The 24,105-nt window shown below is 70.6% G+C and carries 18 protein-coding genes and 2 tRNA genes; 16 read left to right on the forward strand and 4 right to left on the reverse strand.

All coding sequences use genetic code 11. The annotated features are described in order from the left end of the window. Window positions 1-52: 52 nt before the first annotated feature. A complete protein-coding gene (locus tag ABD714_RS03280; RefSeq protein ID WP_344810831.1) occupies window positions 53-1,336 on the forward strand; it encodes a glucose-1-phosphate adenylyltransferase family protein in 1,284 nt (427 codons plus the stop codon). A 38-nt stretch (window positions 1,337-1,374) separates the two neighbouring features. Continuing rightward, complete coding sequence (locus ABD714_RS03285) at window positions 1,375-2,112, forward strand: gamma-glutamyl-gamma-aminobutyrate hydrolase family protein (protein WP_344810832.1); 738 nt, start codon at window positions 1,375-1,377, stop codon at window positions 2,110-2,112. Here the strand turns inward: ABD714_RS03285 and ABD714_RS03290 are convergent. Then, on the reverse strand, window positions 2,046-3,491 hold the full coding sequence (locus ABD714_RS03290) for a DNA polymerase IV (RefSeq protein ID WP_344810833.1): 1,446 nt from the start codon (window positions 3,489-3,491) through the stop codon (window positions 2,046-2,048). The two genes, ABD714_RS03285 and ABD714_RS03290, sit on opposite strands and share 67 nt — an antisense overlap. 146 nt (window positions 3,492-3,637) lie before the next feature. Here ABD714_RS03290 and glgX point away from each other — a divergent pair, with 146 nt between their 5' ends. From glgX to nhaA, 11 genes are all read left to right on the forward strand, one after another. Further along, the gene (gene glgX, locus ABD714_RS03295; protein WP_344810834.1) at window positions 3,638-5,836 is read left to right on the forward strand and encodes a glycogen debranching protein GlgX; all 2,199 of its coding nucleotides are present in this window, start codon (window positions 3,638-3,640) and stop codon (window positions 5,834-5,836) included. Between the two features lie 19 nt (window positions 5,837-5,855). Further along, window positions 5,856-7,154, forward strand: a complete 1,299-nt coding sequence (locus ABD714_RS03300) for a sulfatase family protein (protein WP_344810835.1) — start codon at window positions 5,856-5,858, stop codon at window positions 7,152-7,154. A 107-nt stretch (window positions 7,155-7,261) separates the two neighbouring features. Then, complete coding sequence (gene mgrA / locus ABD714_RS03305; RefSeq protein ID WP_344810836.1) at window positions 7,262-8,296, forward strand: L-glyceraldehyde 3-phosphate reductase; 1,035 nt, start codon at window positions 7,262-7,264, stop codon at window positions 8,294-8,296. A gap of 4 nt (window positions 8,297-8,300) precedes the next feature. Next, the gene (locus ABD714_RS03310) at window positions 8,301-8,858 is read left to right on the forward strand and encodes a DinB family protein (protein WP_344810837.1); all 558 of its coding nucleotides are present in this window, start codon (window positions 8,301-8,303) and stop codon (window positions 8,856-8,858) included. Between the two features lie 162 nt (window positions 8,859-9,020). Further along, a tRNA-Pro gene (locus ABD714_RS03315) sits at window positions 9,021-9,093 on the forward strand. Window positions 9,094-9,140: 47 nt separating this feature from the next. Beyond that, window positions 9,141-9,214: transfer RNA gene (locus ABD714_RS03320), tRNA-Gly, on the forward strand. Between the two features lie 253 nt (window positions 9,215-9,467). After that, window positions 9,468-10,910 (forward strand): trigger factor, encoded by a 1,443-nt coding sequence (tig, locus tag ABD714_RS03325; protein ID WP_344810838.1) that lies wholly within the window; start codon window positions 9,468-9,470, stop codon window positions 10,908-10,910. A 483-nt stretch (window positions 10,911-11,393) separates the two neighbouring features. Then, window positions 11,394-12,038, forward strand: coding sequence for an ATP-dependent Clp protease proteolytic subunit (locus tag ABD714_RS03330; protein WP_344810839.1), 645 nt, complete (start codon window positions 11,394-11,396; stop codon window positions 12,036-12,038). A gap of 17 nt (window positions 12,039-12,055) precedes the next feature. Further along, complete coding sequence (locus ABD714_RS03335) at window positions 12,056-12,721, forward strand: ATP-dependent Clp protease proteolytic subunit (protein ID WP_344810840.1); 666 nt, start codon at window positions 12,056-12,058, stop codon at window positions 12,719-12,721. 134 nt (window positions 12,722-12,855) lie between these two features. After that, the gene (gene clpX, locus ABD714_RS03340; protein ID WP_344810841.1) at window positions 12,856-14,145 is read left to right on the forward strand and encodes an ATP-dependent Clp protease ATP-binding subunit ClpX; all 1,290 of its coding nucleotides are present in this window, start codon (window positions 12,856-12,858) and stop codon (window positions 14,143-14,145) included. A gap of 56 nt (window positions 14,146-14,201) precedes the next feature. Then, a complete protein-coding gene (nhaA, locus tag ABD714_RS03345) occupies window positions 14,202-16,139 on the forward strand; it encodes a Na+/H+ antiporter NhaA (protein WP_344810842.1) in 1,938 nt (645 codons plus the stop codon). 47 nt (window positions 16,140-16,186) lie between these two features. Here the strand turns inward: nhaA and ABD714_RS03350 are convergent, their stop codons facing one another. Both ABD714_RS03350 and valS read right to left on the reverse strand, forming a co-directional pair. Next, complete coding sequence (locus ABD714_RS03350) at window positions 16,187-16,981, reverse strand: carbon-nitrogen hydrolase family protein (protein ID WP_344810843.1); 795 nt, start codon at window positions 16,979-16,981, stop codon at window positions 16,187-16,189. Window positions 16,982-17,014: 33 nt separating this feature from the next. After that, window positions 17,015-19,618 (reverse strand): valine--tRNA ligase, encoded by a 2,604-nt coding sequence (gene valS, locus ABD714_RS03355; protein ID WP_344810844.1) that lies wholly within the window; start codon window positions 19,616-19,618, stop codon window positions 17,015-17,017. 203 nt (window positions 19,619-19,821) lie between these two features. Between valS and ABD714_RS03360 the strand changes: the two genes are divergently transcribed. From ABD714_RS03360 to ABD714_RS03370, 3 genes are all read left to right on the forward strand, one after another. Then, on the forward strand, window positions 19,822-20,724 hold the full coding sequence (locus ABD714_RS03360; RefSeq protein WP_344810845.1) for a phenylalanine 4-monooxygenase: 903 nt from the start codon (window positions 19,822-19,824) through the stop codon (window positions 20,722-20,724). A gap of 107 nt (window positions 20,725-20,831) precedes the next feature. Then, entirely contained in the window at window positions 20,832-22,487 is a 1,656-nt protein-coding gene (locus ABD714_RS03365) for a bifunctional folylpolyglutamate synthase/dihydrofolate synthase (RefSeq protein ID WP_344810847.1), read from the forward strand. Further along, on the forward strand, window positions 22,484-22,840 hold the full coding sequence (locus tag ABD714_RS03370; protein ID WP_344810848.1) for a DUF4233 domain-containing protein: 357 nt from the start codon (window positions 22,484-22,486) through the stop codon (window positions 22,838-22,840). Before ABD714_RS03365 ends, ABD714_RS03370 begins: the two co-directional genes overlap by 4 nt. 210 nt (window positions 22,841-23,050) lie before the next feature. Here ABD714_RS03370 and ABD714_RS03375 read toward each other — a convergent pair whose 3' ends face one another. Further along, window positions 23,051-24,013 (reverse strand): hypothetical protein, encoded by a 963-nt coding sequence (locus ABD714_RS03375; RefSeq protein WP_344810849.1) that lies wholly within the window; start codon window positions 24,011-24,013, stop codon window positions 23,051-23,053. Window positions 24,014-24,105 lie beyond the last annotated feature (92 nt).

Below are 24,105 nucleotides of genomic sequence, written 5' to 3' on the forward strand. Positions count from 1 at the left end.
TGGGGGCCCGCGCCGCTGCGCGTGGTCCCGTGCCCAGTGACCGAGGAGACGAGTGAGACACCGACCCGAGCACCGCCCCGCGCATGCCCCGCGCGTCCTCGCCCTGCTGCAGGCGGGTGGAGCCGGCAGCCGGATGGACGTGCTGACCCGGGAGACACCCAAACCGGCCCTGCCGTACGCGGGAGGGTTCCGGTTGATCGACGTGCCGTTGTCGAACCTGCGGAACTCGGGGATCAGCGACGTGTGGGTCTCGGTCCAGTACCTGGGGCAACGGCTCAGCGACGCGATGGCCAACGGCAAGCCGTGGGACCTGGACCGCCACCACGGCGGCTTCCGGGTGATCATGCCGCAGCAGGCCGGGCCGCCGTCGGAGGATGGGTTCGTCAGCGGCAACGCCGAGGAGCTGTTGAGCAACCGCGACGCGATCCGTCGCTTCGGCGCCGATGCGGTGCTGGTGCTCAGCGCCGACCACGTCTACCGGTTGGACTACGCCGAGGTCGTCGCCGAGCACCTGGCGCGGGGCGCGGAGTGCACGGTGGTGACCACCGAGGTGTCGCAGGCCGACGCCACCCACCACGCGGTCATGATCATCGAGGACGACGGCAGCGTCCGTCGGGTCGACTACAAGCCCGAGGAACCGGCGGCCACGACGGTGGCCACCGAGGTCTTCGTCTACCACCCCGCGGCCCTGGTCGAGGTGCTCGAGCAGCTGCACCGCGCGATGTCCGTCAGCGCGCACAGCGGCGCCGACAACGAGCCGGAGGACGGTAGCGCCCTGGGCGACTTCGGCGAGCACCTGCTGCCCGCCATGATCGAGCGCGGCCGGACGTACGGCTACCCGATGCCCGGCTACTGGCGCGACCTCGGTCGACCCGAGGCGTACCTGGCGGCACACCGGGAGCTGTTGGCCGGCGAGGTCGGTCTGTTCTCCCCGGACTGGCCGATCACCACCACCGTGGAGAGGCGCGCACCGGCGCGGCTGCACCGGGGCTGCATCGTCGTCGACAGCATGATCGCCGACGGCTGCGAGGTCTCCGGGACGGTTCGCGACAGCGTGCTCGGCCCCGGGGTGGTCGTCGACGCGGGGGCCCAGGTCCGCGACAGCGTCGTCTTCGCCGACGTGACCGTCCACAGCGGAGCGACAGTGGACTGGTCGATCGTGGACCGGGGCACCGAGATCGGCACCGGGGCCGAGGTCGGCACCGTCAACCCCGAGGGGGCCCTGGACCCGGAGCGGCTCGCCCTGGTGGGAGCCGACTGCAGGATCGCCCCGGGCGCGCAGGTGCCAGGGGGCTCGCGGCTGGAGCCCGGCACGATCGCGGACCAGCAGCGATGAGCACGGTTCCACCGGCCTCGATGGTCGAGAATGCCGCCATGACAGGGAATCCCGCCCACCCGGCGCGACCGCTGATCGGCATCACCACCTACCGGGAGCAGACCCGGTTCGGTGCCTGGAACAGCTCGGCCGACGTGCTGCACGCCACCTACGCCCGGTCGGTCGAGGCGGCCGGCGGGGTGGCCGTGCTGCTGCCTCCCCAGAACCTGGGTGCGGTCGAGGTGATGGCCCGGCTGGACGCCCTGATCCTGACCGGCGGTGCGGACGTCGACCCGGCCCGCTACGGGGCGGCGCCGCATCCGCGCACCCAGTCTCCACGTCACGACCGCGACGCCTGGGAATGGTCCCTGCTCGACGCGGCCGAGGCGGCCGGCCGGCCGGTGCTGGGCATCTGCCGCGGGCTCCAGCTGATGGCCGTCCGCGGCGGCGGCACCCTCGAGCAGCACCTGCCCGACGTCGTCGGTCACTCCGAGCACGCTCCGGCGCCGGGTGCTTTCGGCTGGACCCCGATCCGCACCGAGGCGGCCTCCCTGGTGCGACGGCTGATCGGGGAGGAGACGCAGGTGAACTGCGCCCACCACCAGTCGGTGGCGCTCCATCCCGGGTTCGAGGTCTCGGCCCGGGCCGCCGACGGCACGATCGAGGCGATCGAGGACCCCGATCGACCGTTCTGGCTGGCCGTCCAGTGGCACCCGGAGTACGGCGACGACTACGGGCTCTTCCGCGGGCTGGTGGCGGCGGCCGCGGGCGGCTCCGCGGCCTCGTCGGCGCGGTAGGGCAACGGCTCGGCCCGGGACAGCGCCGGGTCGTCGGCGGCGAAGGTGCGCACCGGGCCGGGTCCGGTCCGCCAGGTCTCGAAGCGGACGGTGACCCGCCCCAGCCCGGACCCCCAGATCCAGCCCCGCCCGTACTCGGTGTGATCGACGTCCAGACCGGGTCCCCAGCGCCGGTCCGGGCGCTCCGGCAGATCGGCGACCGAGGGATCGGCCTCCTCGTCCCCGGCAGCGTCCCCGCTGACGCCGTCAGCGTCAGCGACCTGGGCCGCCACGACGCCGGAGACGGTCGCGACGCCGGGACCGTCGAGCTCGAAGAGCTGGTCCTGCAGCGCATCGGTGAGACCGGCCACCCCCACGCCGAGCAACCGGATGCCGCCGGTCAGGTCGATCCCGTCCAGCAGTCCCCGCGCCAGGCCGACCACGGCGTCGGGGGAGTCCGTCGGCGAACGCAGCGTGGTGGACCTGGTCTGGGTGGAGAAGTCGTGGCGCCGGATCTTCACCGTCACGGTCCGGGCGAACAGACCCGCCGCCCGCAGCCGGGTCACCACCTGCCGGGCGTCCCGCTCGCAGATCGCGGTCAGCCGGGGGCGGTCGACCAGGTCGGTCTCGAAGGTGTCCTCGACCGAGATCGACTTGGTCTCGCGTTCGGCCTCCACCGGGCGGTCGTCCCGGGCGTACGCGAGGTCGGCCAGCCCCTGGGCGTGCGCCTTGCCCAGGACCTGGCTCAGTTCCAGGACCGACACCTGCTGCAGGTCGGCGACCGTCCGGACACCGATCCGCTGCAGCTTCTCCAGCGTCACCGGACCCACGCCGGGGATGACGCTGACGGCCAGGGGTTCGATCAGCGGCACCTCCGCACCCGGGGCCACCACCACCAGACCGTCGGGCTTGCCCAGCTCGGTGGCCAGCTTGGCGATGAACTTGGAGCTGCCGATCCCGACGGAGGCGGTCAGCCCGCCGGTGGCCGCGCCGACCGCCGCCTTGAGCTCGGCGACCAGCGCGCGCAGGCCGGGGTCGGTCAGCTCGACCGGCTCCCGGGCCTGGGCGAGGTCGACGAACGCCTCGTCCAGCGACAGCGGTTCCACCGCGGGGGACAGGGACCGCAGGATCTCCATCACCTGGTCGCTGGCCCGGCGGTAGGCCGCGAACCGAGGGGTGAGGAAAGCGGCGTGCGACGCCCGCCGGCGCGCCTCGTGGGCGGGCATGGCCGACCTGACCCCGAACCGCCGTGCCTCGTACGACGCGGTCGCCACCACTCCACGCTGGCCGACCCCGCCGACCACCACGGCCTTGCCCCGCAACGAGGGTTTGTCCCGCTGCTCGACCGCGGCGAAGAACGCATCGAGGTCGAGGTGCAGCACGGACGCGGAGGAGCGCACCGACCCATTCTGTCGCGCGGCCGCCCAGCGATCGGCGGTCGGCGACCGTGGGCGCTACCGGCTGGTAAGTTCAGCGGGCTCCGTTTCGCGGCACTGTGGCCACGGGTAAGAATGGTTCGCTCGACAGACTGAGAGGAACGACCCTGATGGACAGCTGGCCCGGTAAGCCCTATCCCCTGGGCTCCACCTTCGACGGGAGCGGAGTCAACTTCGCCCTGTTCTCCGAGGCCGCACAGCGGGTCGAGCTCTGCCTGCTCGACGACGACCGGCAGGAGACCCGGATCGAGCTGACCGAGGTGGACGGCTACGTCTGGCACGCCTACCTGGCCGGCGTCCAGCCCGGCCAGCGCTACGGCTACCGGGTGCACGGACCGTACGACCCGGCCAACGGGCAGCGCTGCAACCCGGCCAAGCTGCTGCTGGACCCGTACGCCAAGGCCATCGACGGGATGGTGGACGGCGACGAGTCCCTGTACTCCTACCGGTTCGGCGACCCCAGTCAGTTCAACGAGGACGACTCCCGCGAGCACACGATGCTGTCGGTGGTCGTGAACCCCTACTTCGACTGGGGACACGACCGGCCGCCGATGCACGAGTACCACGAGTCGGTGATCTACGAGATGCACGTCAAGGGCCTGTCGATGACCCATCCGGGGGTGCCCGACGACGTGCGGGGCACCTACGCCGGCATCGGCCACCCGGTGATCATCGAGCACCTCAAGGAGCTCGGCGTGACAGCTGTCGAGCTCCTGCCCGTGCACCAGTTCGTGAACGACTCGCACCTGGTGGAGAAGGGGCTGTCGAACTACTGGGGCTACAACACGATCGGCTTCCTCGCCCCGCACAACGCCTACGCCGGCTCCGGGACCCGGGGTCAGCAGGTCACCGAGTTCAAGGCCATGGTCAAGGCGCTGCACGAGGCCGACATCGAAGTGATCTTGGACGTGGTCTACAACCACACCGCAGAAGGCAACCAGATGGGCCCCACCATCGCCTTCCGCGGCATCGACAACGCCATGTACTACCGCCTGGTCGACGCGGACAAGTCGCACTACTACGACACCACGGGCACCGGCAACAGCCTGCTCATGCGCAGCCCGCACGTGCTGCAGCTGATCATGGACTCGCTGCGCTACTGGGTCCAGGAGATGCACGTCGACGGGTTCCGGTTCGACCTGGCCGCGACGCTGGCCCGACAGTTCCACGAGGTCGACAAGCTCTCGGCGTTCTTCGACATCATCCAGCAGGACCCGGTGATCTCCCAGGTCAAGCTGATCGCCGAGCCCTGGGACCTGGGTGACGGCGGCTACCAGGTCGGCAACTTCCCGCCCCTGTGGACGGAGTGGAACGGCAAGTACCGCGACACCGTCCGCGACTTCTGGCGGGGGGAGCCGGCCAGTCTGGGGGAGTTCGCCTCGCGACTGACCGGTTCGTCGGACCTCTACAACCACTCCGACCGCCGACCCACCGCATCGATCAACTTCGTCATCGCCCACGACGGCTTCACCCTGCGCGATCTCGTGTCGTACAACGAGAAGCACAACGACGCGAACGGGGAGAACGGCAACGACGGGGAGAGCCACAACCGCTCCTGGAACTGCGGCGTCGAGGGACCGACCGACGACCCCAAGATCAACGCGATGCGGTGGCGGCAGCAGCGCAACCTCATCACCACGCTGATGCTCAGCCAGGGTGTGCCGATGCTCGCTCACGGTGACGAGCTGGGCCGGACCCAGGGCGGCAACAACAACGTCTACGCCCAGGACAACGAGATCTCCTGGGTCGACTGGGACCTGGACGCCGACCAGAAGGACCTGCTCGACTACACCTCGGGTGTGATCGCGCTGCGCCGCAAGCACGCGGTGTTCCGGCGGCGGCGCTTCTTCGCCGGCGACGCCCGGCACGGCGGCAAGAGCGAGCTGGGCGACATCGAGTGGTTCCGCCCCGACGGTCACGAGATGGACGACGGCGACTGGAACTCCGGTTTCGCACGCAGCCTGATGGTCTTCCTGAACGGTGACGCGATCCCCGAGCTCGACGCGCTGGGTCGCAGCATCAGCGACGACCACTTCCTGCTGCTGTTCAACGCCTGGATGGAGCCGATCAGCTTCACCCTCCCGGGCAAGGCCTTCGGCAGCAACTGGGTGGTGCGACTGGACACCCACACCGGGGCGGTCGACCCGGCGGACGTCAAGCCCTGGAAGGCGCGGACGAAGCACTCCATCCAGCCGCACTCGATGGTCGTGCTGTCCACCTCGGTGGTCCCGGAGGAGGAGCGCCGCGCCTCGCGGACACGGGCGGTCAAGGCCGGACCGTCGATCGCCCGGACCTCGCAGCAGTCGTGACCCGATGATGTCGGGGGGTGTGCCGGAGCGCCCGAACATCGTCTACCTGCACACCCACGACACCGGACGGTTCGTGTCCCCGTACGGTGCGCCGGTCCCGACCCCGCGGCTGCAGCGGTTCGCGGAGGAGGGCGTGGTGTTCCGGCAGGCGTTCTCGGCCGCCCCGACGTGTTCGCCGAGTCGGGCGGCGCTGCTCACCGGGCAGGCCCCGCACAGCGCGGGGATGACCGGTCTCGCACACCGGGGACACGGACTGACCGACCCGGGGCAGCACCTGGCCCACACCCTCGCGGGTGCCGGCTACCACACGGCCATGGTGGGTCAGCAGCACGTGAACGACCCGCTCGACCACACCGCGCTCGGGTACGCCGAGCTGTTGCCGAGCACCGGTCCGCGAGCCGCGGAGCTGCTGCCGGGCGTGCTCCAGTTCCTCGGCCGCGGTCACGACCGACGGTTCTTCTTGTCGGTGGGGCTGTTCGAGACCCACACCATGCCCGACGGGGGCGGCACCTTCGGCTACCCGGGCGCGGACGAGTCCTACGTCGCCCCACCGCCCGGTCTGCCGTCCACGCCGGAGACCCGCTCCGACACCGCCAGCTTCCGCAGCGCCGCCCTGGTGGCCGACTCCGCGTACGGGGAGATCCTGAACGCCATCGACGACGCCGGTCTGCGCGACTCGACCCTGGTCGTGATCACCACCGACCACGGGGTCGCCCTGCCCGGGATGAAGGGCACGTTGACCGACGCCGGCACCGGGGTGCTGTTGATCATGCGCGGCCCCGGGGGCTTCACCGGCGGCCGGCTCTGCGAGTCCCTGGTCTCCCAGATCGACCTGTTCCCGACCTTCTGCGACCTGCTGCAGATCCCGCCGCCGGCCTGGCTGCAGGGGCGGTCGCTGCTGCCGGTCGTGCGCGACGGTCGGGAGGTGAACGAGGTGGTGTTCAGCGAGTCCACCCACCACGTGAGCTACCAACCCCAGCGGTGCGTACGCAGTCGACGCTGGTCCTACCTGCGCGACTTCTCCGACTGGCACCGCCCCCGGCTGGCCAACGTGGACGACTCCCACAGCAAGGACCTGTGGGTCGGCGCAGGCTGGGCCGACCGTCCCGTCGCGGGCGAGCGGCTGCACGACCTGGTGCTCGACCCGCTCGAGCAGGTCAACCTCGTCGACGACCCGGCGTACGCCGACGTGCTGACCGACCTGCGCGCCCGGCTGTGGGCCTGGATGGAGCGCACCGCGGACCCGCTGCTGGCCGGTCCGGTGGCGCACCCGCCCGGTCACCCGCCGCTGCCCGACGACGCGCTGTCACCGGGCTGACCCCCCGGCGGCGGAAACCGCCGCCTCGCGGCGTTCCGGGCGTGCTGGGGGCCGGGTGCCGGAGCCGACCTGACGGAGTGTCGGCCGTAGCCACTAGGGTCCCAGCCATGTCCTTCCACGCCGCCGAGAACCGCTACGACGTCCAGCCCTACCGCCGCTGCGGCCGTTCCGGGCTCCAGCTGCCCGCCGTCTCCCTGGGGTTCTGGCACAACTTCGGCGACGACAAGCCGATCGAGACCCAGCGCGCGATCATGCGACGGGCCTTCGACCTCGGGGTCACCCACTTCGACCTGGCCAACAACTACGGACCGCCGTACGGCTCGGCCGAGACCAACGTCGGTCGCATCCTGGGCGAGGACTTCGCCGCGCACCGGGACGAGCTGGTCATCTCCAGCAAGGCCGGTTGGGACATGTGGCCGGGTCCGTACGGCAACGGCGGGTCCCGGAAGTACCTGACGGCCAGCCTGGACCAGTCCCTGCGGCGGTTGGGGGTCGACTACGTCGACATCTTCTACCACCACCGCCCGGATCCCGACACGCCGCTGGAGGAGACGGCGGCGGCGCTGGACGCCATCGTCCGGTCCGGCAAGGCCCTCTACGTCGGCGTCTCGTCCTACTCCGGCCAGGACACCGCCCGGGCGGCGACCCTGCTGCGCGACCTCGGCACCCCGTTGACCATCCACCAGCCGTCGTACTCGATGTTCAACCGCTGGATCGAGTCCGACCTGCTGGACGTGCTCGACACCGAGGGCATCGGCTGCATCGCGTTCACCGCGCTGGCCCAGGGCCTGCTCACCGACCGCTACCTCGAAGGGATCCCGGACGACTCCCGGGCGGCGGCGGGCAAGTCGTTGTCCACGGAGATGATCAACGACGAGAACCTCGCCCGGATCCGGGCCCTGAACGAGATCGCCCGGGGCCGCGGTCAGTCACTGGCCCAGCTGGCCCTGGCCTGGGTGCTGCGCCGGGACACCATGACCTCGACCCTCATCGGGGCCAGCAGCGTGCGGCAGCTGGAGGACAACGTCGCCGCCGCCGACCGACTGGACTTCACCGACGACGAGCTCGCGGCGATCGACGAGCACGCGGTCGACTCCGGGGTCGACCTGTGGGCCGGGGCCCGGGACTCGACGCAGGAGTGACGCGATGACCGACACCGGCGAGCAGGGGCGCACCGACGAGCAGGGGCGAGCAGAGCCGCCGCTGGCCGGGGACGAGATGTCCACCCTGGTCGGCTTCCTGGACTACCACCGGGGCACGCTGGCGTGGAAGACCGCCGGGCTCGATGCCGCGGGGCTGGCCGCCACCACCGGTGCGACCGACATGACGCTCGGCGGCATCCTCAAGCACCTGGCGCTGGTCGAGGACGACTGGTTCGGCTGCTGCCTGCTCGGTCGTCCCCCGGCGGCTGTGTGGGCCGGCGTGGACTGGGACGCCGACCGGGACTGGGACTGGCACAGCGCCGCCGAGGACTCACCGGAGGAGCTGCGGGCGCTCTGGACGGCCACGGTGGACCAGTCCCGACGCGATCTCGCCGCCGCGGCGGCGAACGGCGGGCTCGACCAGCTCGCGGCCCGTGCCTGGGACGACGGCCGGGCACCGAGCCTGCGGTGGATCCTGGTCCACCTGATCGAGGAGTACGCGCGGCACAACGGTCACGCCGACCTGCTCCGGCAGGCGGTCGACGGCCAGACGGGGGAGTGAGACCCCCGGTCGGTCCGCCGCCCTCGACCGGCGCGGACGGTCGAGCCGGTCGGTGCCCGGCGGTGGCCGGGACCTACCCAGTTGGCGAAGGTCCGAGGAGCCCATACACTCATCGGGCATCTCGTCACGACTGTCCGCTTGGTCGGCACCGGGCGGGTAGTGCGGGGCGTAGCGTAGTGGCTAGCGCGCCTGCTTTGGGAGCAGGAGACCGCAGGTTCGAGTCCTGTCGCCCCGACGTCGGTCACCGGCCAGGTCGGTTATCCTGAGCGCCGGTCCGTCCCTGCGGGTGTAGCTCAATGGTAGAGCCCCAGCCTTCCAAGCTGGTCATGCGAGTTCGATTCTCGTCACCCGCTCCACCTCCGTCTCGCCGGTCGTCCGCGGCACTCGCGGGGCCTCTGGCGCACCCGGCGCAAGGCCGCCGTCCGGCCGGACGGGTGCCCCGGCAAGGACGCGCCACTCGGGAGATGGACCGAAGAGCCGTGGTCGGCGATTTGGACCGGTTTCGGGCCGACCGTAAGATTGCCCGGGCTCACGCGTGAGCCCGTTCCGAGCGTGCACGGTCCCAGGCGGACCTGGCCGCCTTCGATCCCATCTTCAGGAGTTCCTAGCGTGCCCAGCAGTGTCGACCGGCTGAGCCCCACCCGGGTCAAGCTCACCGTCGAGGTGTCCTTCGACGACCTCAAGCCCAGCCTGGACAAGGCCTACCGCGAGATCGCCAAGTCGGTGAACATCCCCGGCTTCCGCAAGGGCAAGGTCCCGCCGATGGTGATCGACCAGCGGTTCGGCCGCGGAGCCATCATCCAGGAGGCGCTGAACGACGCGCTGCCGAAGTTCTACGGCGAGGCCGTCTCGGAGAACAACCTCAACCCGCTGGCCCAGCCCGAGGTCGAGGTGACCAAGCTGGAGGACGGCGATCTGATCGAGTTCACCGCCGAGGTCGACGTCCGTCCCGAGTTCGACCTGCCCGAGTTCTCGACCCTGACCGCCACGGTCGACCCGATCGAGGTCACCGACGAGCAGATCGACACCCAGCTCACGGCCCTGCGGCAGCGGTTCGGCTCGAAGTCCGTGGTCGAGCGCGCCGCCGCCACCGGCGACGTCGTCACCATCGACCTCGTCGCCAGCAAGGACGGCGAGTCGCTGCCCGACGCGACTGCCGAGGGTCTGGAGTACGAGATCGGCACCAGCGGCATGCTCGACGGTCTGGACGAGGCCGTGACCGGTCTGTCCGCCGGCGAGTCGGCCGACTTCGTGTCCACCCTGGTCGGTGGTGCGCAGAAGGGTGAGGAAGCCGACATCCACGTCACCGTCACCCAGGTGCAGGAGCAGGAGCTCCCCGAGCTGGACGACGAGTTCGCCCAGACCGCGTCGGAGTTCGACACGCTGGACGAGCTGCGCGACGACGTGGCCGCACGGCTGGCCAACGCCGGGCGTCTCGACCAGGCCGCCCGGGCCCGCGACGCGGTGTTGGAGAACCTGCTGGAGCAGCTCGAGATCGACCTGCCGGAGAACGTCATCAGCTCCGAGGTGGACGCCCGCAAGGAGCAGATCCAGTCCCAGCTCGACGGCGCCGGGATCGACCTCGACGACTACCTGGCCGAGACCGGCGAGGCCGAGGACGCCGAGAGCTTCTGGGCCGGGGTCGAGAAGCGTTCCGCGGACGCCATGAAGGCGCAGCTGGTGCTGGACAAGACGGCCGAGCAGACGGGGGTCACCGTCGACCAGAACGACCTGACCCAGCACATCTTCCAGCGTGCGCAGCAGGAGGGGACGGCCCCGCAGCAGATCATCGCCCACATGCAGGAGCACCCTCACCACATCGACGAGTACATGCTGGAGATCCGCCGGGGCAAGGCCCTGGCGACCATCGTCGAGGCGGCGACCGTCACCGACAGCAACGGTGAGCAGATCGACCTGGCCCGGATCCAGCCCGACGGGAGCCTGGGCGACCCGGCCGCGGCCGAGGACGTCGTGCTCGAGGGTTCCGTGGTCGAGTCCGATGACGAGGGAACCGGCGCGGACGACGCGGACAGCACCGAGAACAAGGCCTGATCGGCGGGACGCACGCCTGATCAGCCCAGACGCAGGCGCCCGACCAGGGCTGGTGGCACCGACACGGGCCAGGGGAGGTGTCTCCTCTGGCCCGTCTTGCGCTGGTCCTGAGCAGATCCTGAGGTTATCTGGATCTACCGCCAAGGCGGGCACGAGGTTGGCTGGGCACGATGATCCGTGCGCCATGGCGAGCCGGGCCCGTGAACCAGATCAGGGGAGGTCGCTCGGACCTCGTCGTAGCGCGCGGCTCCACGAGATCGCAGTTCGGGGGAACGACTTCTCGGGGAACACGGAGCCACTGACACGATGGTCAGGACTGGATCACCGATCCGGCCCTGACCATCGTCGTTCGTTCCGGGTCCTGCACTCCGGTCGACGATGTCGGAGTGCACTTGCTCCGACGACGGCGGGGCGTGTGCGCCGACAGCGAACACGGGGCCAAATCCCTCGGTCCACCCACAGCTGCGGGGTAGGTTCGCTCACGTGAACGCACACCTCCCGAACGGGTCGCTGCCGGGCCTGAGCCCGCGCGCCGCCGGTCGATCCGGCGGCATCGGCCTCGACGACAACGTCTACCAGTCGCTGCTGCAGAACCGCATCATCTTCCTCGGCTCCGAGGTCCGCGACGAGAACGCCAACGCCATCTGCGCGCAGATGCTGTTGCTCAACGCCGAGGAGCCGACCAAGGACATCTACCTCTACATCAACTCACCCGGTGGCTCGGTCGACTCCGGCATGGCGATCTACGACACCATGAACTGGATCTCCAACGACGTCGCCACGGTGGCCATGGGTCTGGCGGCCTCGATGGGGCAGTTCCTGCTCTGTGCCGGCACCAAGGGCAAGCGCTACGCGCTGCCGAACAGCCGCATCATGATGCACCAGCCGTCCGGTGGTCTGGGTGGCACGGCCAGCGACATCCGGATCCAGGCCGAGCAGTCGCTGCACATCAAGGCCACCATGCAGCGGCTGATCGCCGAGCACACCGGTCAGACCCTGGAGCAGATCGAGGCCGACTCCGACCGTGACCGCTGGTTCACCGCCGAGCAGGCCAAGGGCTACGGGCTCATCGACCACGTGTTCACGGCGGCGGCGCAGATCCGTTCCGACGAAGCGCCGAACCAGTAAAGGGATCTGACACACACATGAGCACCTTCGACACCCAGCGGTTCGCGCCGGTCGTGGAGAATCGCCAGTTCGCCCCGACCATGGACTACTACATCCCGCAGTGGGAAGAGCGCACGTCGTACGGCATGCGCCGGATCGACCCCTACACCAAGCTGTTCGAGGACCGGATCATCTTCCTCGGCACCCCGATCAGCGACGAGATCGCCAACGCGGTGATGGCCCAGCTGCTGTGCCTGCAGCAGATGGACGCCGACCGGGACATCGAGATCTACATCAACTCCCCGGGTGGCTCGTTCACCGCACTGACCGCGATCTACGACACGATGCGCTACATCAAGCCCGATGTGCGGACTGTCTGCCTGGGACAGGCTGCCTCGGCGGCGGCGGTGATCCTGGCGGCCGGGACCAAGGGCAAGCGGCTGGCGCTGCCGAACAGCCGGATCCTGATCCACCAGCCGGCCACCGAGGGCGGCTACGGACAGTCCTCCGACATCGAGATCCAGGCCAAGGAGATCCTGCGGATCCGGTCCCTGATGGAGGACATGCTGGCCACCGACACGGGCAAGACCACCGAGGAGGTCAGCCGCGACATCGAACGCGACAAGTACCTCACGGCCGAGCAGGCCAAGGACTACGGGATCATCGACGGCGTGTTGACCTCGCTCAAGGCCGTCCCCGCCTGATCCACCCGGCCCGGCCCCCCTTTGGCGGCCGGGCACCCGGCGCCCCGTCTGCGGGTCCTCGCAGTCAGGGGTGTCGGCCGTTATCGTGATGGTTCGCGCAGTGCAGCCCGGACCGGAGGAAGAGGAGGCGGGGCGTGGCCCGAATCGGAGAGAGCGGCGATCTGCTCAAGTGCTCGTTCTGCGGGAAGAGCCAGAAGCAGGTCAAGAAGCTCATCGCCGGACCCGGCGTCTACATCTGCGACGAGTGCATCGATCTCTGCAACGAGATCATCGAGGAGGAGTTCTCCGAGGGCACCGAGGTGGGCCTCCTGGAGGACCTGCCCAAGCCGCAGCAGATCCGCCAGTTCCTCGACACGTACGTGATCGGGCAGACCGGCGCCAAGAAGGCCCTGGCCGTCGCGGTCTACAACCACTACAAGCGGGTCCAGGCCCAGGCCGCCAACCCGTCCCGCCGGTCCGAGGACGACGGGGTGGAGCTCAGCAAGTCCAACATCCTGCTGATCGGCCCCACCGGCTGCGGCAAGACCTATCTGGCGCAGACCCTGGCCAAGATGTTGAACGTCCCGTTCGCCATCGCCGACGCCACGGCGTTGACCGAGGCCGGCTACGTCGGCGAGGACGTCGAGAACATCCTGCTCAAGCTCATCCAGGCCGCCGACTTCGACGTGAAGAAGGCCGAGACCGGCATCATCTACATCGACGAGGTCGACAAGATCGCCCGCAAGAGCGAGAACCCGTCGATCACCCGCGACGTCTCCGGCGAAGGCGTGCAGCAGGCGCTGCTCAAGATCCTCGAGGGCACGTCGGCTTCGGTGCCGCCGCAGGGCGGACGCAAGCACCCGCACCAGGACTTCATCCAGATCGACACCACCAACGTGCTCTTCATCGTCGGTGGGGCGTTCGCGGGACTGGATCACATCATCTCCTCCCGCGTCGGCAAGCGGCCGCTGGGTTTCAACAACGACCTGGAGAGCCGCAAGGACCCGTCCGAGGACCCGTTCCACGACGTGCGACCGGAGGACCTGGTCAAGTTCGGTCTGATCCCCGAGTTCATCGGCCGGCTGCCGATGATCGCCTCGGTCAGCCCGCTGGACCGCGACGCCCTCATCCGGATCCTGATCGAGCCGCGGAACGCGCTGGTCAAGCAGTTCAAGAAGCTGTTCGACCTCGACGGGGTCGACCTCGAGTTCACCCCGGACGCGATCGAGGCGATCGCCGACCTCGCCCTGCTGCGGGGGACCGGCGCCCGCGGGTTGCGCGCCATCCTCGAAGAGGTCCTGCTCAACATCATGTACGACGTGCCCAGCCGGGACGACGTCGCGCAGGTGATCATCAACGCCGACGTGGTCAAGGAGTCGGTGCTGCCGACCCTGGTGCCCCGGGACAAGTTCGCCAAGCGGGAGCGCCGGGAGAAGTCGGCCTGATCGCCGACCGTCGACGCTGACGGCCCCGCTCGAACGATCGAGAGGAACCTGCTGACGTGGCCGAGACGGACCAGCGAGCCGATCCCTCGTCCGGGGACCCGGTCACCCCGGTGGTCGGCATGAGCGTCGACACCGTCGGGATGCTGCCGCGGATGCAACAGCGCAGTCAGGGTCTCACCCAGCGGGTGGCCGCCACGCTGGCCGGGATCGCCGACAGCGCGGTCGCGTCGGCGGCGGTCCTGGTGGCGGCGACGCTGCTGGCGATCCTCTGGGTGAACTCACCGATCGGCGCGTCCTACGACACGTTCTGGCACATCGAGGCCGGTGTGCTGCTCGGGCCGTACGAGCTGCTGCTCGATCTCAAGCACTGGGTGAACGACGGGCTGATGGCCCTGTTCTTCTTCGCCGTCGGGTTGGAGGTCAAACGCGAGCTCACGATCGGGGAGCTGACCGACCGCCGCCGAGCCGCCGTGCCCATCGTGGCCGCGATCGCCGGTCTGGCTGCGCCGGCTCTGATCTTCTGGGTCTTCAACGCCGGCACGCAGGCCGCGCACGCCTGGGGTGTGGTCGTCTCCACCGACACCGCGTTCGTGCTGGCCCTGCTCGCCCTGGTCGGGCCGAAGCCCGGCACCCGGCTGCGGTTGTTCCTGGTCACGCTGGCGGTCGCCGACGACATCGGCGCCCTGACGATCATCGCGTTGTTCTACACGGCCTCCCTGTCCTGGGGCTGGCTGGGTCTCGGTCTGGTCGGTCTGGCGCTGATCGGGCTGCTCCGCTGGCTGCGCGTCCGTCGCGACGGCGTCTACCTGGCGGTCGGTGTGCTGACCTGGGTCGCCGTCTACGAGTCCGGGATCCACGCGACGCTGGCCGGGGTGGCGATCGCGCTGATCCTGCCGGTCTACCCGCCGAAGCGGGAGGCGGTCGAACGGGCCGAGGCTGTCACCCGCGCCTTCCGGCAGAGCCCCAGCGCCGAGTCCGAGCGGCTGGCCCGTCGTCAGCTCAGTGGCTCGGTGGCCATGAACGAGCGGTTGCAGGTGCTGCTCCGCCCCCTGATCGCGCTGGTCGTGCTCCCGCTGTTTGCGCTGGCCAACGCCGGCGTGTCCCTGTCCGGTGACGCCCTGGCGGCTGCGGCGACCTCCAGGCTCACCTGGGGCGTGATCGCCGGTCTGGTCGTCGGCAAGCTGCTCGGGGTGCTGCTGGGCGCCGCTCTGGCCGCCCGTACCCCGTGGGCCGAGCTGCCCCCGGGCCTCACGCACAAGCAGCTGGGCGGCGGGGCCGCCCTGGCCGGCATCGGGTTCACCATCTCGCTGTTCATCGTCGACCTGGCGCTGGACGACCCGGCGCTCCAGGACCAGGCCCGGGTCGGGGTGTTCGCCGCCTCGCTGATCGCCGCCGGACTCGGCGCCGGGATCTTCTTCCTCGGCCGGGCCGACGCCGCCCTCAGCGGACCACCGGTCGAGCTGCTCCGCCCGGTCGACCCGGAGCGGGACCACATCCGCGGCCCGGTGGACGCCCCGTTGACCTTGGTGGAGTACGGGGACTTCGAGTGCCCGTTCTGCTCCAAGGCGACAGGGTCCATCGCCGAGCTCCGGCGCCGGCTCGGTGACGACCTCCGCTACGTGTTCCGCCACCTGCCGCTGGAGCACGTGCACCCGCACGCCCGGGCAGCGGCCCTGGCCAGCGAGGCCGCCGCCGCCCAGGACCGGTTCTGGGAGATGGCCGGCGAGCTGTTCGGGCACCAGGACGCGCTGGAGCCGGACGACCTGCGGGCGTACGCGGTCACGCTCGGGCTGGACGTGGAGCGGTTCGAGGAGGACCTGCGCACGCGCCGCTACGAGAACCGGGTGGACGACGACGCGATCGACGCCGAGGCGTCCGAGGTGCACGGCACGCCGACCTTCTACGTCAACGGGCGGCGTCACCAAGGCGCGTACGACGCCGTGACCCTGGCCGCCGCTCTGCAGGACTCGCGGCCCGCCCGCCAGGACTCCTGACCTCGAACGGGGCCGGCGTCGCTTGAGAAGTGGGGGAGAGCGGCGCGTCAAAGACGACGGTTGGCCAGCACCGGGATGGACCGCCGGACGGTGTCGACCTCGGCGACGTCGATGTCGTTCACCAGCAGGCCGGGCTCGGCACCCAGCGAGTCGACCACCTGACCGCCGGGGGAGACCACCAGGGAGTGTCCGATCCCGGTCGGGGCGCTGCCGCGGGTCGGGAAGCCGATGGTGCTCGGGTCGGCCTGGTCGACCGCGGCGACGAAGCAGGTGCTGTCCAGGGCGCGGGCCCGGACCAGCACCTCCCACTGCTCGAGCTTGGTCGGGCCGGCGCCCCAGGAGGCGGGCAGGCAGATCAGCCGGGCGCCGCGGTCGGCCAGGGCGGTGAAGAGCGCGGGGAAGCGCACGTCGTAGCAGACGGCGAAGCCGACCCCGACACCGTCGACCTCCACCACCAGGAGCTCCTCGCCGGGTGCCACCGTGTCGGACTCGGCGAAGCCGTACGCGTCGTAGAGGTGGATCTTGTCGTAGCTCGCGTCGATCCCCCGGCCGACGACCCGGAGGGTGTTGCGCACCCGACCGTCGTCAGCCGGGGTGAACATGCCGGCGGCGACCACCAGCCCGTGGGCCGCGGCGATCTCGGCGAGCCGGCTCGCCCACGGGCCGTCGGAGGGTTCGGCGATCTCGCCCAACGGGAGACCGAAGCAGCGCATCGTCGCCTCCGGACAGACCAGCAGGTCGGCTGACTGCTCGGCGGCGCGCCGCGCGTGGTCGGCCACCAGCTCGAGATTGGCGTACGGGTCGGCGCCCGCCACCAGCTGGGCGAGGGCGATGCGCATCATGAGCCTCCGATCCTGGTCCGGGCGGGCGAGACGTCAGGCCGGCGCGTCCGCCAGCTGCACATCGACGACGAGGGGCACGTCGGCCGCGGACCACTGCAGCTCTCCGGTCAGGCGTCCCACGGCCCGCAGGTCGGTCTCGATCTCCTTCAGCCGGTCCAGCACCTCGGCCGGCCCGGTGAGCTCGGCGCGGGCGACCTCGGTCCGCATCGACACCTTGGCCTGGGACTTCGCCCCGCGCACGGCGGCCAGGGCGGTGGCCAGATCGTCCAGCAGCAACGCGTCGCCGTCGACGGCCACCTCGTCGGCGGTCGGCCAGGCGGCGGTGTGGATCGAGCCGTCCTGCCACCACGACCACACCTCCTCGGTCACGTACGGCATGATCGGCGCGAGCAGCCGCAACACCGTCCGCAGCGCGACGGCCAGCGCGGCCTGCGCCGAGTCGGCTCCGTCGCCTTCGCCGTACGCCCGCTCCTTGACCGTCTCCAGGTAGTCGTCGCAGAAGGCCCAGAAGAACCGTTCGGTGACGTCCAGGGCACCGGTGTAGTCGTAGGCGTCGAAGGCGGCGGTGGCCTCGACCACCACCCGCTCCAGCCCGGCCAACAGGGCCCGGTCCAGCGGTTCGGTGACCCGGGCGAGGTCGGCCGCCGCCGCGTCGCCCGCGAAGCCCAGCACGAACTTGGACGCGTTCAGCACCTTCATGGCCAACCGTCGGCCGACCTTCATCTCCTTCTCGTCGAAGGGGGAGTCCAGTCCGGGTCGGGCCCGGGCCGCCCGCCAGCGCACCGCGTCGGCGCCGTAGGTGTCGAGGACCTCGGTGGGCACCACCACGTTGCCCTTGGACTTCGACATCTTCTTGCGGTCCGGGTCCATCACGAAGCCGGAGATGGCGGCCCGGGTCCACGGCAGCGAGTCGTGCTCGAGGTGGGCGCGCACCACCCGGTCGAACAGCCAGGTGCGGATGATGTCGTGCGACTGCGGAGCCAGGTCCATCGGGAAGGTCAGCGCGAACAGCTCCGGGTCGCGTTCCCAGCCGCAGACCAGCTGCGGCGACAGCGACGAGGTCGCCCAGGTGTCCATCACGTCCGGGTCGGCCATGAAGCCCCCGGGCTCGCCGCGCTGGCTCTCGGTGTAGCCGGTCGGCACCTGCGAGCTCGGGTCGATCGGGAGCTCGGCCTCGGTCGGCAGGAGCGGGGCGTCGTAGCTGGGCTCGCCGTCGGCGTCCAACGGGTACCAGACCGGGAAAGGCACGCCGTAGAAGCGCTGCCGGGAGATCAGCCAGTCGCCGTTCAGGCCCCCCACCCAGTTGTCGTAGCGGTACCGCATGTGCTCCGGCACCCAGGCCAGCTCGTGGCCACGAGCCAGCAGGTCGGCCTTGAGAGCGTCGTCGCGGCCGCCGTTGCGGAGGTACCACTGGCGCGTCGACACGATCTCCAGCGGCTTGTCGCCCTTCTCGTAGAAGTTCGCCTTGCGCTGGGTGGGCGTGGGGTCGGCGAGCAGGGCGCCCGACTCCCGCAGCCAGGTCACCATCTGCTCGCGGGCGCCGAAGGTGGTCTTGCCGGCCAGCTCGGCCCACCGATCGCCGTCGGCGATCCAGCTCGGCTGGTCGCGCAGGATGCGGCCGTCCCGGCCGATGATCACCCGGGCGGGCAGCTGCAGCTCGCGCCACCAGGTCACGTCGGTCAGGTCGCCGAAGGTGCAGCACATCACCACCCCGGAGCCCTTGTCGGGCTCGGCCAGCTCGTGCGTCACCACCGGCAGCTCCACCCCGAACACCGGACTGGTCACCGTCGTGCCGACCAGGTCGGCGTACCGCTCGTCGTCGGGGTGCGCGATCAGGGCCACACAGGCGGCGATCAGCTCCGGCCGGGTGGTCTCGATCACGGCCTGGCCGCCGTCGGGCCTGGTGAAGGCCACCTTGTGGTAGGCGCCGGGGTAGTCCCGGGCCTCGAGCTCGGCCTGGGCCACGGCTGTCTGGAAGGTCACGTCCCAGAGGGTCGGGGCCTCGGACAGGTACGCCTCGTCACGACCGAGGTTGCGCAGGAAGGCCAGCTGGGAGATGCGCACCGACTCGTCGGAGATGGTGGTGTAGAGCCCGCCCCAGTTCACCGACAGGCCCACCCGCTGCCAGAGGTCGGCGAACGCCTTCTCGTCGATGTGGGTGAGCTCGTGGCACAGGGTGACGAAGTTGCGGCGGCTGATCGGCAGCTGGCGCTTCGGGTCCGGCTTGGCCGGCGGGGTGAAGTCGGGGTCGTACGGCACGGAGGGATCGCAGCGCACGCCGTAGTAGTTCTGCACCCGGCGCTCGGTGGGCAGGCCGTTATCGTCCCAGCCGATCGGGTAGAACACGTGCTGGCCGCGCATCCGCTGGTAGCGGGCGATCAGGTCGGTGTGGGTGTAGGAGAACACGTGGCCCACGTGCAGCGAGCCCGACACCGTGGGCGGCGGGGTGTCGATGCTGAACACCCGGCTGCGGGCCTGCGCCGGATCGCCCGCGGGCCGCACGAACGCGTACGTGTCGTCGGCCTTCCACGCGGCCGACCACTTGTCCTCCAGGCCCTCCAGGGCCGGCTTGTCCGGTACGACGCGCGCACCGGTGGTGGGCGCGTCGAGACTCGGGGCAGCAGGCGTGGCAGGCATGGGGAGATTCTAGGGAGCCGCGACCGGACCCGACGAACTCGTTTCACCGTGCCCCGTCCCCCACTGGGCGTTTTGCACCGCTATCCACGTCAGATGTGGATTCCGGTGCAAAAGTTGCTCAGTCGGGGTGCGCAGCCTGTCGGCGTACCGGTCGGAGTGGTGTGCTGGTGGTTCGGCAGCGCTGCACGACGAGGAGGTCGCAGGTGTTCGAGGAGGCTCAGCTCTACTCGCCGGTGTCGCACCACGACGACGGGACCGTCGAGGTGCACCTGGGTGCCGACCACCCCGGCTTCCACGACGCCGACTACCGGGCTCGCCGCAATGCCATCGCCGCCCGGGCCGTCGCCTGGCGGCCGGGTGAACCGCTGCCGCGGATCGACTACACCGACGGCGAGACCGCCATCTGGTGCCAGGTCAGCGCCGAGCTGTCCGAGAAGCACCGACGGCGGGCCCACCCGGAGTACCTGGCCGCCAAGGAGCGGCTGGGGCTGCCGACCGATCGGATCCCGCAGCTGGACGAGGTGTCGGTGGCCCTGCAGGCGTTGACCGGCTTCCGTTACGTGGCCGCGCCCGGCCTGGTCGAGCTGCGGGAGTTCTACTCCTCGTTGGGGGACCGGGTCTTCCACTCCACGCAGTACGTGCGGCACCCCTCCCAGCCGCTCTACACCCCCGAACCGGATGTGATCCACGAGGTGCTCGGCCACGGGAACCAGCTGGCCAGTCCACGCTTCGCCGAGGTCACCCGGGCTGCCGGGGCGGCGGTCGCCCGGGCAGAGCGGGCCGAGACCGTCCAGGTGATCGCCGACGTCTTCTGGTTCACCATGGAGTTCGGGGTGATGTACGACCGGGGGGAGCTCAAGGCGTACGGAGCGGGGATCTGCTCCAGCTACGGCGAGATCGACGAGTTCGCGGAGATGGAGATCCGTCCGCTGGAGCTGACCGCCATGGCCACCCAGCACTACGACATCACCACCTATCAGCCCGTCCTGTTCGCCGCCGAGTCCGTGGACCACCTGGAAGACGTGGTCGGCGCCTTCTTCGCCGGCTGCGACGACGACGCACCGGAGCGGCTCGGCGCCGTCACCGCGGTCCCGACGGGTTCCTGAGGCCACCGTGGGTGGATCGAGGCCCTAGTGGGTGGATCTCGGTGCGACATCGCACCGGGAGTCACCCGGTCCGCCCGGGTGGGGCCGCGCCCTAGACTCAGAGGGCCATGTCGCACACTCCCACCCCGTCCGAGGACGCCTCGCACGCCGAGATCGTCGCCGCCCTGACCAGCCGCTGGCCCGAGCACCGGGTCGCTCCCAGCCTCGGCCGCATCGCGGCCCTGACCGAGCTCCTCGGTGACCCGCAGCGCGCGTACCCGGTCGTCCACGTCACCGGGACCAACGGCAAGGGCAGCACCGCGGCCATGATCGAGGGACTGCTCCGCGCCACGGGTCTGCGCACCGGCCGGTTCTCCAGCCCGCACGTGACCTCGGTGACCGAGCGGATCGTCATCAACGGTGAGCCGGTCAGCGAGGCCCGCTTCGACGAGCTGTTCCGTGAGATCGCCCCGTACGTCGACCTGGTCGACACCCAGCAGATCGACGGCGTGTCGATGACCTTCTTCGAGATCGTGACCGCGATGGCGTACGCCGCCTTCGCCGATGCCCCGGTGGATGTCGCGGTGATCGAGGTCGGGCTGGGGGGCACCTGGGACGCCACCAACGTGGCCGACGGGGACGTCGCCGTGATCACCCCGATCGACCTGGACCACACCCACCTGCTCGGCTCGAGCATCACCGAGATCGCGACCGAGAAGGCCGGCATCATCAAGCCGGGCGCGCTGGCCGTGCTGGCCGGTCAGTCGGCCGAGGCCGCCCAGGTCCTGCTGGAGCGGGCCGCCGAGGTCGGCGCGCTGGTCCAGCGCGAGGGCATCGAGTTCGGCGTGCTGGACCGGGTCCCTGCCGTGGGCGGTCAGCTGCTGCGGCTGAACGGGGCCGAGGGTCCGGTGGACGAGGTCTTCCTGCCGCTCTACGGTGCCCACCAGGCCGCGAACGCGGCGCAGGCGCTGGCCGCGGCCGAGGCGTTCCTGGGCATGAAGGCCCTGGCCCCCGACCTGGTCCGTGAGGGGTTCGCCGGTGTCACCGTGCCGGGACGGATGGAGGTGGTACGGCGCTCGCCGACAGTGGTGCTGGATGCCGCGCACAACCCCCACGGGGCCCGGGCCGCGGCCGCGGCCGTCACCGAGGCGTTCGCCTTCACCCCCCTGATCGGGGTGATCGCCGCCATGGGTGACAAGGACGTCCGCGGGATGCTCGAGGTCTGGTCGGAGGTGATGCAGCAGATCGTGGTCACCCAGGTGGCCTCGACCAGCCGCGGGATGCCCGCCGACGAGCTCGGCGAGCTGGCCGCCGGTCTCTTCGGCGCCGAGCGGGTGACCGTCGCGCGTCGGCTCGATGACGCCCTGGAGACCGCCGTGACCCTGGCCGAGGCCGACGGCGTCGGCGCGGCGGGTGTGCTGGTGACGGGCTCGGTGGTCCTGGTCGGGGAGGCCCGGACCCTGCTGGTCCGGCAGCAGGCGGCCGACGACGCCGTCGCCGCCGCCGCCCAGGACACCGCCGATCCCGACGACGACTGGGTGGACGACGAGACCGAGGTCGCCGACCTGGACGACGACACGCCGGTCGACGAGGACCTGGTCGACGCCGACCTGACCGGCGTGGCGGTGGAGGGCGAGACGCTCACCCCCGAACCCGACGACGACCCGTTCGCCGATGACGACCCGTTCGCCGACGACCCGGAAGACCCGAGTCGGTACGAGGAGTGGGACGCCGACCAGCAGGACCCTGGCTCAACGGGGCCGGGCGAGGGCGCCGGCCGATGAGGTACGCGCTGCCGGCCGGCAACCCGATGCGGGTGGTGCTGCTGTGCGTGCTGCTCTTCGAGGTCGTCGTGTTCGGTCTGGCCGTGCCGGTGATGATCCTGGTGTCCGGGGTCGCTCCCACAGCGGCCGCGCTGGGCGGGGGCGGGGCCGCGCTCCTGGCCCTGGTGGCGTCGGGCCTGATGCGCAAGCCGATCGGCTACCTGGTCGGCTGGGTCGCGCAGCCGGTCGGCATCCTGCTCGGGTTGCTGACCCCGTCGATGTGGGTGGTCGGCGGCATGTTCGCCGGGCTGTGGGTGCTCTGCTTCGTGCTCGGCCGCCGGTTGGACGCGCAGGCGGCTGCCCGCGCCACCTGACACAGCGGCCACCTGACACAGCGGCCACCTGACGCGGCGGCACCAGCCCGCCGGGATGCCGTCGAGTGACGGAATGTTCGACGTCGAGTGGGGTCGGCTCCATCAGATGCCGTCGAATGACGGAATGTTCGACGTCAAGGGGCGCCGACTGCACCAGATGCCGTCGAATGACGGAATGTTCGACGCCAGCGGGCCCGCCCTCGGCGAGTCTCAGGCGGCGGGCTTCGCGCCCGCCAGCAGGGTGGCCGCCGGCTCGGCGTCCAGACCCTCGGTCAGGTCGAACGCGGAGCCACGCTCGCCGTTCGCCTCCAGGTTCGGGTTGTCGGCCAGCTCGGCGATCCGGTCCGCCGAGACACCCGCCGAGGCCAGCTCGCCCGCGAACGTCCAGTCGGTCAACGAGCCGCCGAAGAAGCGGGTGAGCTCAGCCAGACCCTCCAGCGGACCGGCGGACATGTGCACGCCGTTGAAGTTGGAGGAGACGGTGGCCAGCCCGAAGCCGGCGGGATCGGCGAAGAGCGTGCCGCGGATCGAGGTCGAGTCGGCCTTGGCGGGGTCGGTCGTCCCGATCAGGTCGGCGCGGAGCGACTCCCACGCCGTGGCGCTGCTGGCGTGCAGGAAGACGCACACGGTGTCGTCGGCGGTGAAGAAGCTGAGCTGCCGTGGGTGGAACCCGTTGAGCACGATCACCGGCTGACCATCGACAGTGACCAGACCGGCGTACGTGCCCGGTCCGAGCCGACCCACCGACAGGTTGGCGAACAGCACACCCAGGGAGTACGGGCCGAACTCGGGGTAGGAGTCCAGGAACTGGTGTCCGCCCAGAACGAGCGCGCCGGCGTCGAGCTCGCTGCCGTACTGCTCGACGAGGGCCTGCTCCGCAGCCTCGGTGAGCGACGGCCGGCCCAGTCGGGAGATCTTGTTGATCACCCCGTAGTGCTCGGCCATCACGCCGCTGCTGTCCAGCTCGGCCCCGGTGAGGATCCGGGTGCGGTGCACGGTGACCCCGTACGAGCCGAGGGCACCGGCGAACAGGTCCCACACCTTGTCGGTGTCCGCCGGCGACAGCCGACCCAGCTCGGGCTTGCTGAAGATGACGAACTCGTTCCCGGCCGGGGCGGTGTCGTCTCCGTCGAGACGCTGGTCGACGGCCCCGCGGACCTGATCTGCACTCATGCCGCAAGCCTGCCCGTCCGGGCCGGGGGCAGGCAACCCGGGGTCTCCGGGGTCCGGTTCAGCGGTCTTTCCTCACGTCCGGGGGCAGGTCC

The sequence above is a fragment of the Microlunatus aurantiacus genome (assembly GCF_039536605.1).
In the GTDB taxonomy this organism is placed as follows: Bacteria; Actinomycetota; Actinomycetes; order Propionibacteriales; family Propionibacteriaceae; genus Microlunatus; species Microlunatus aurantiacus.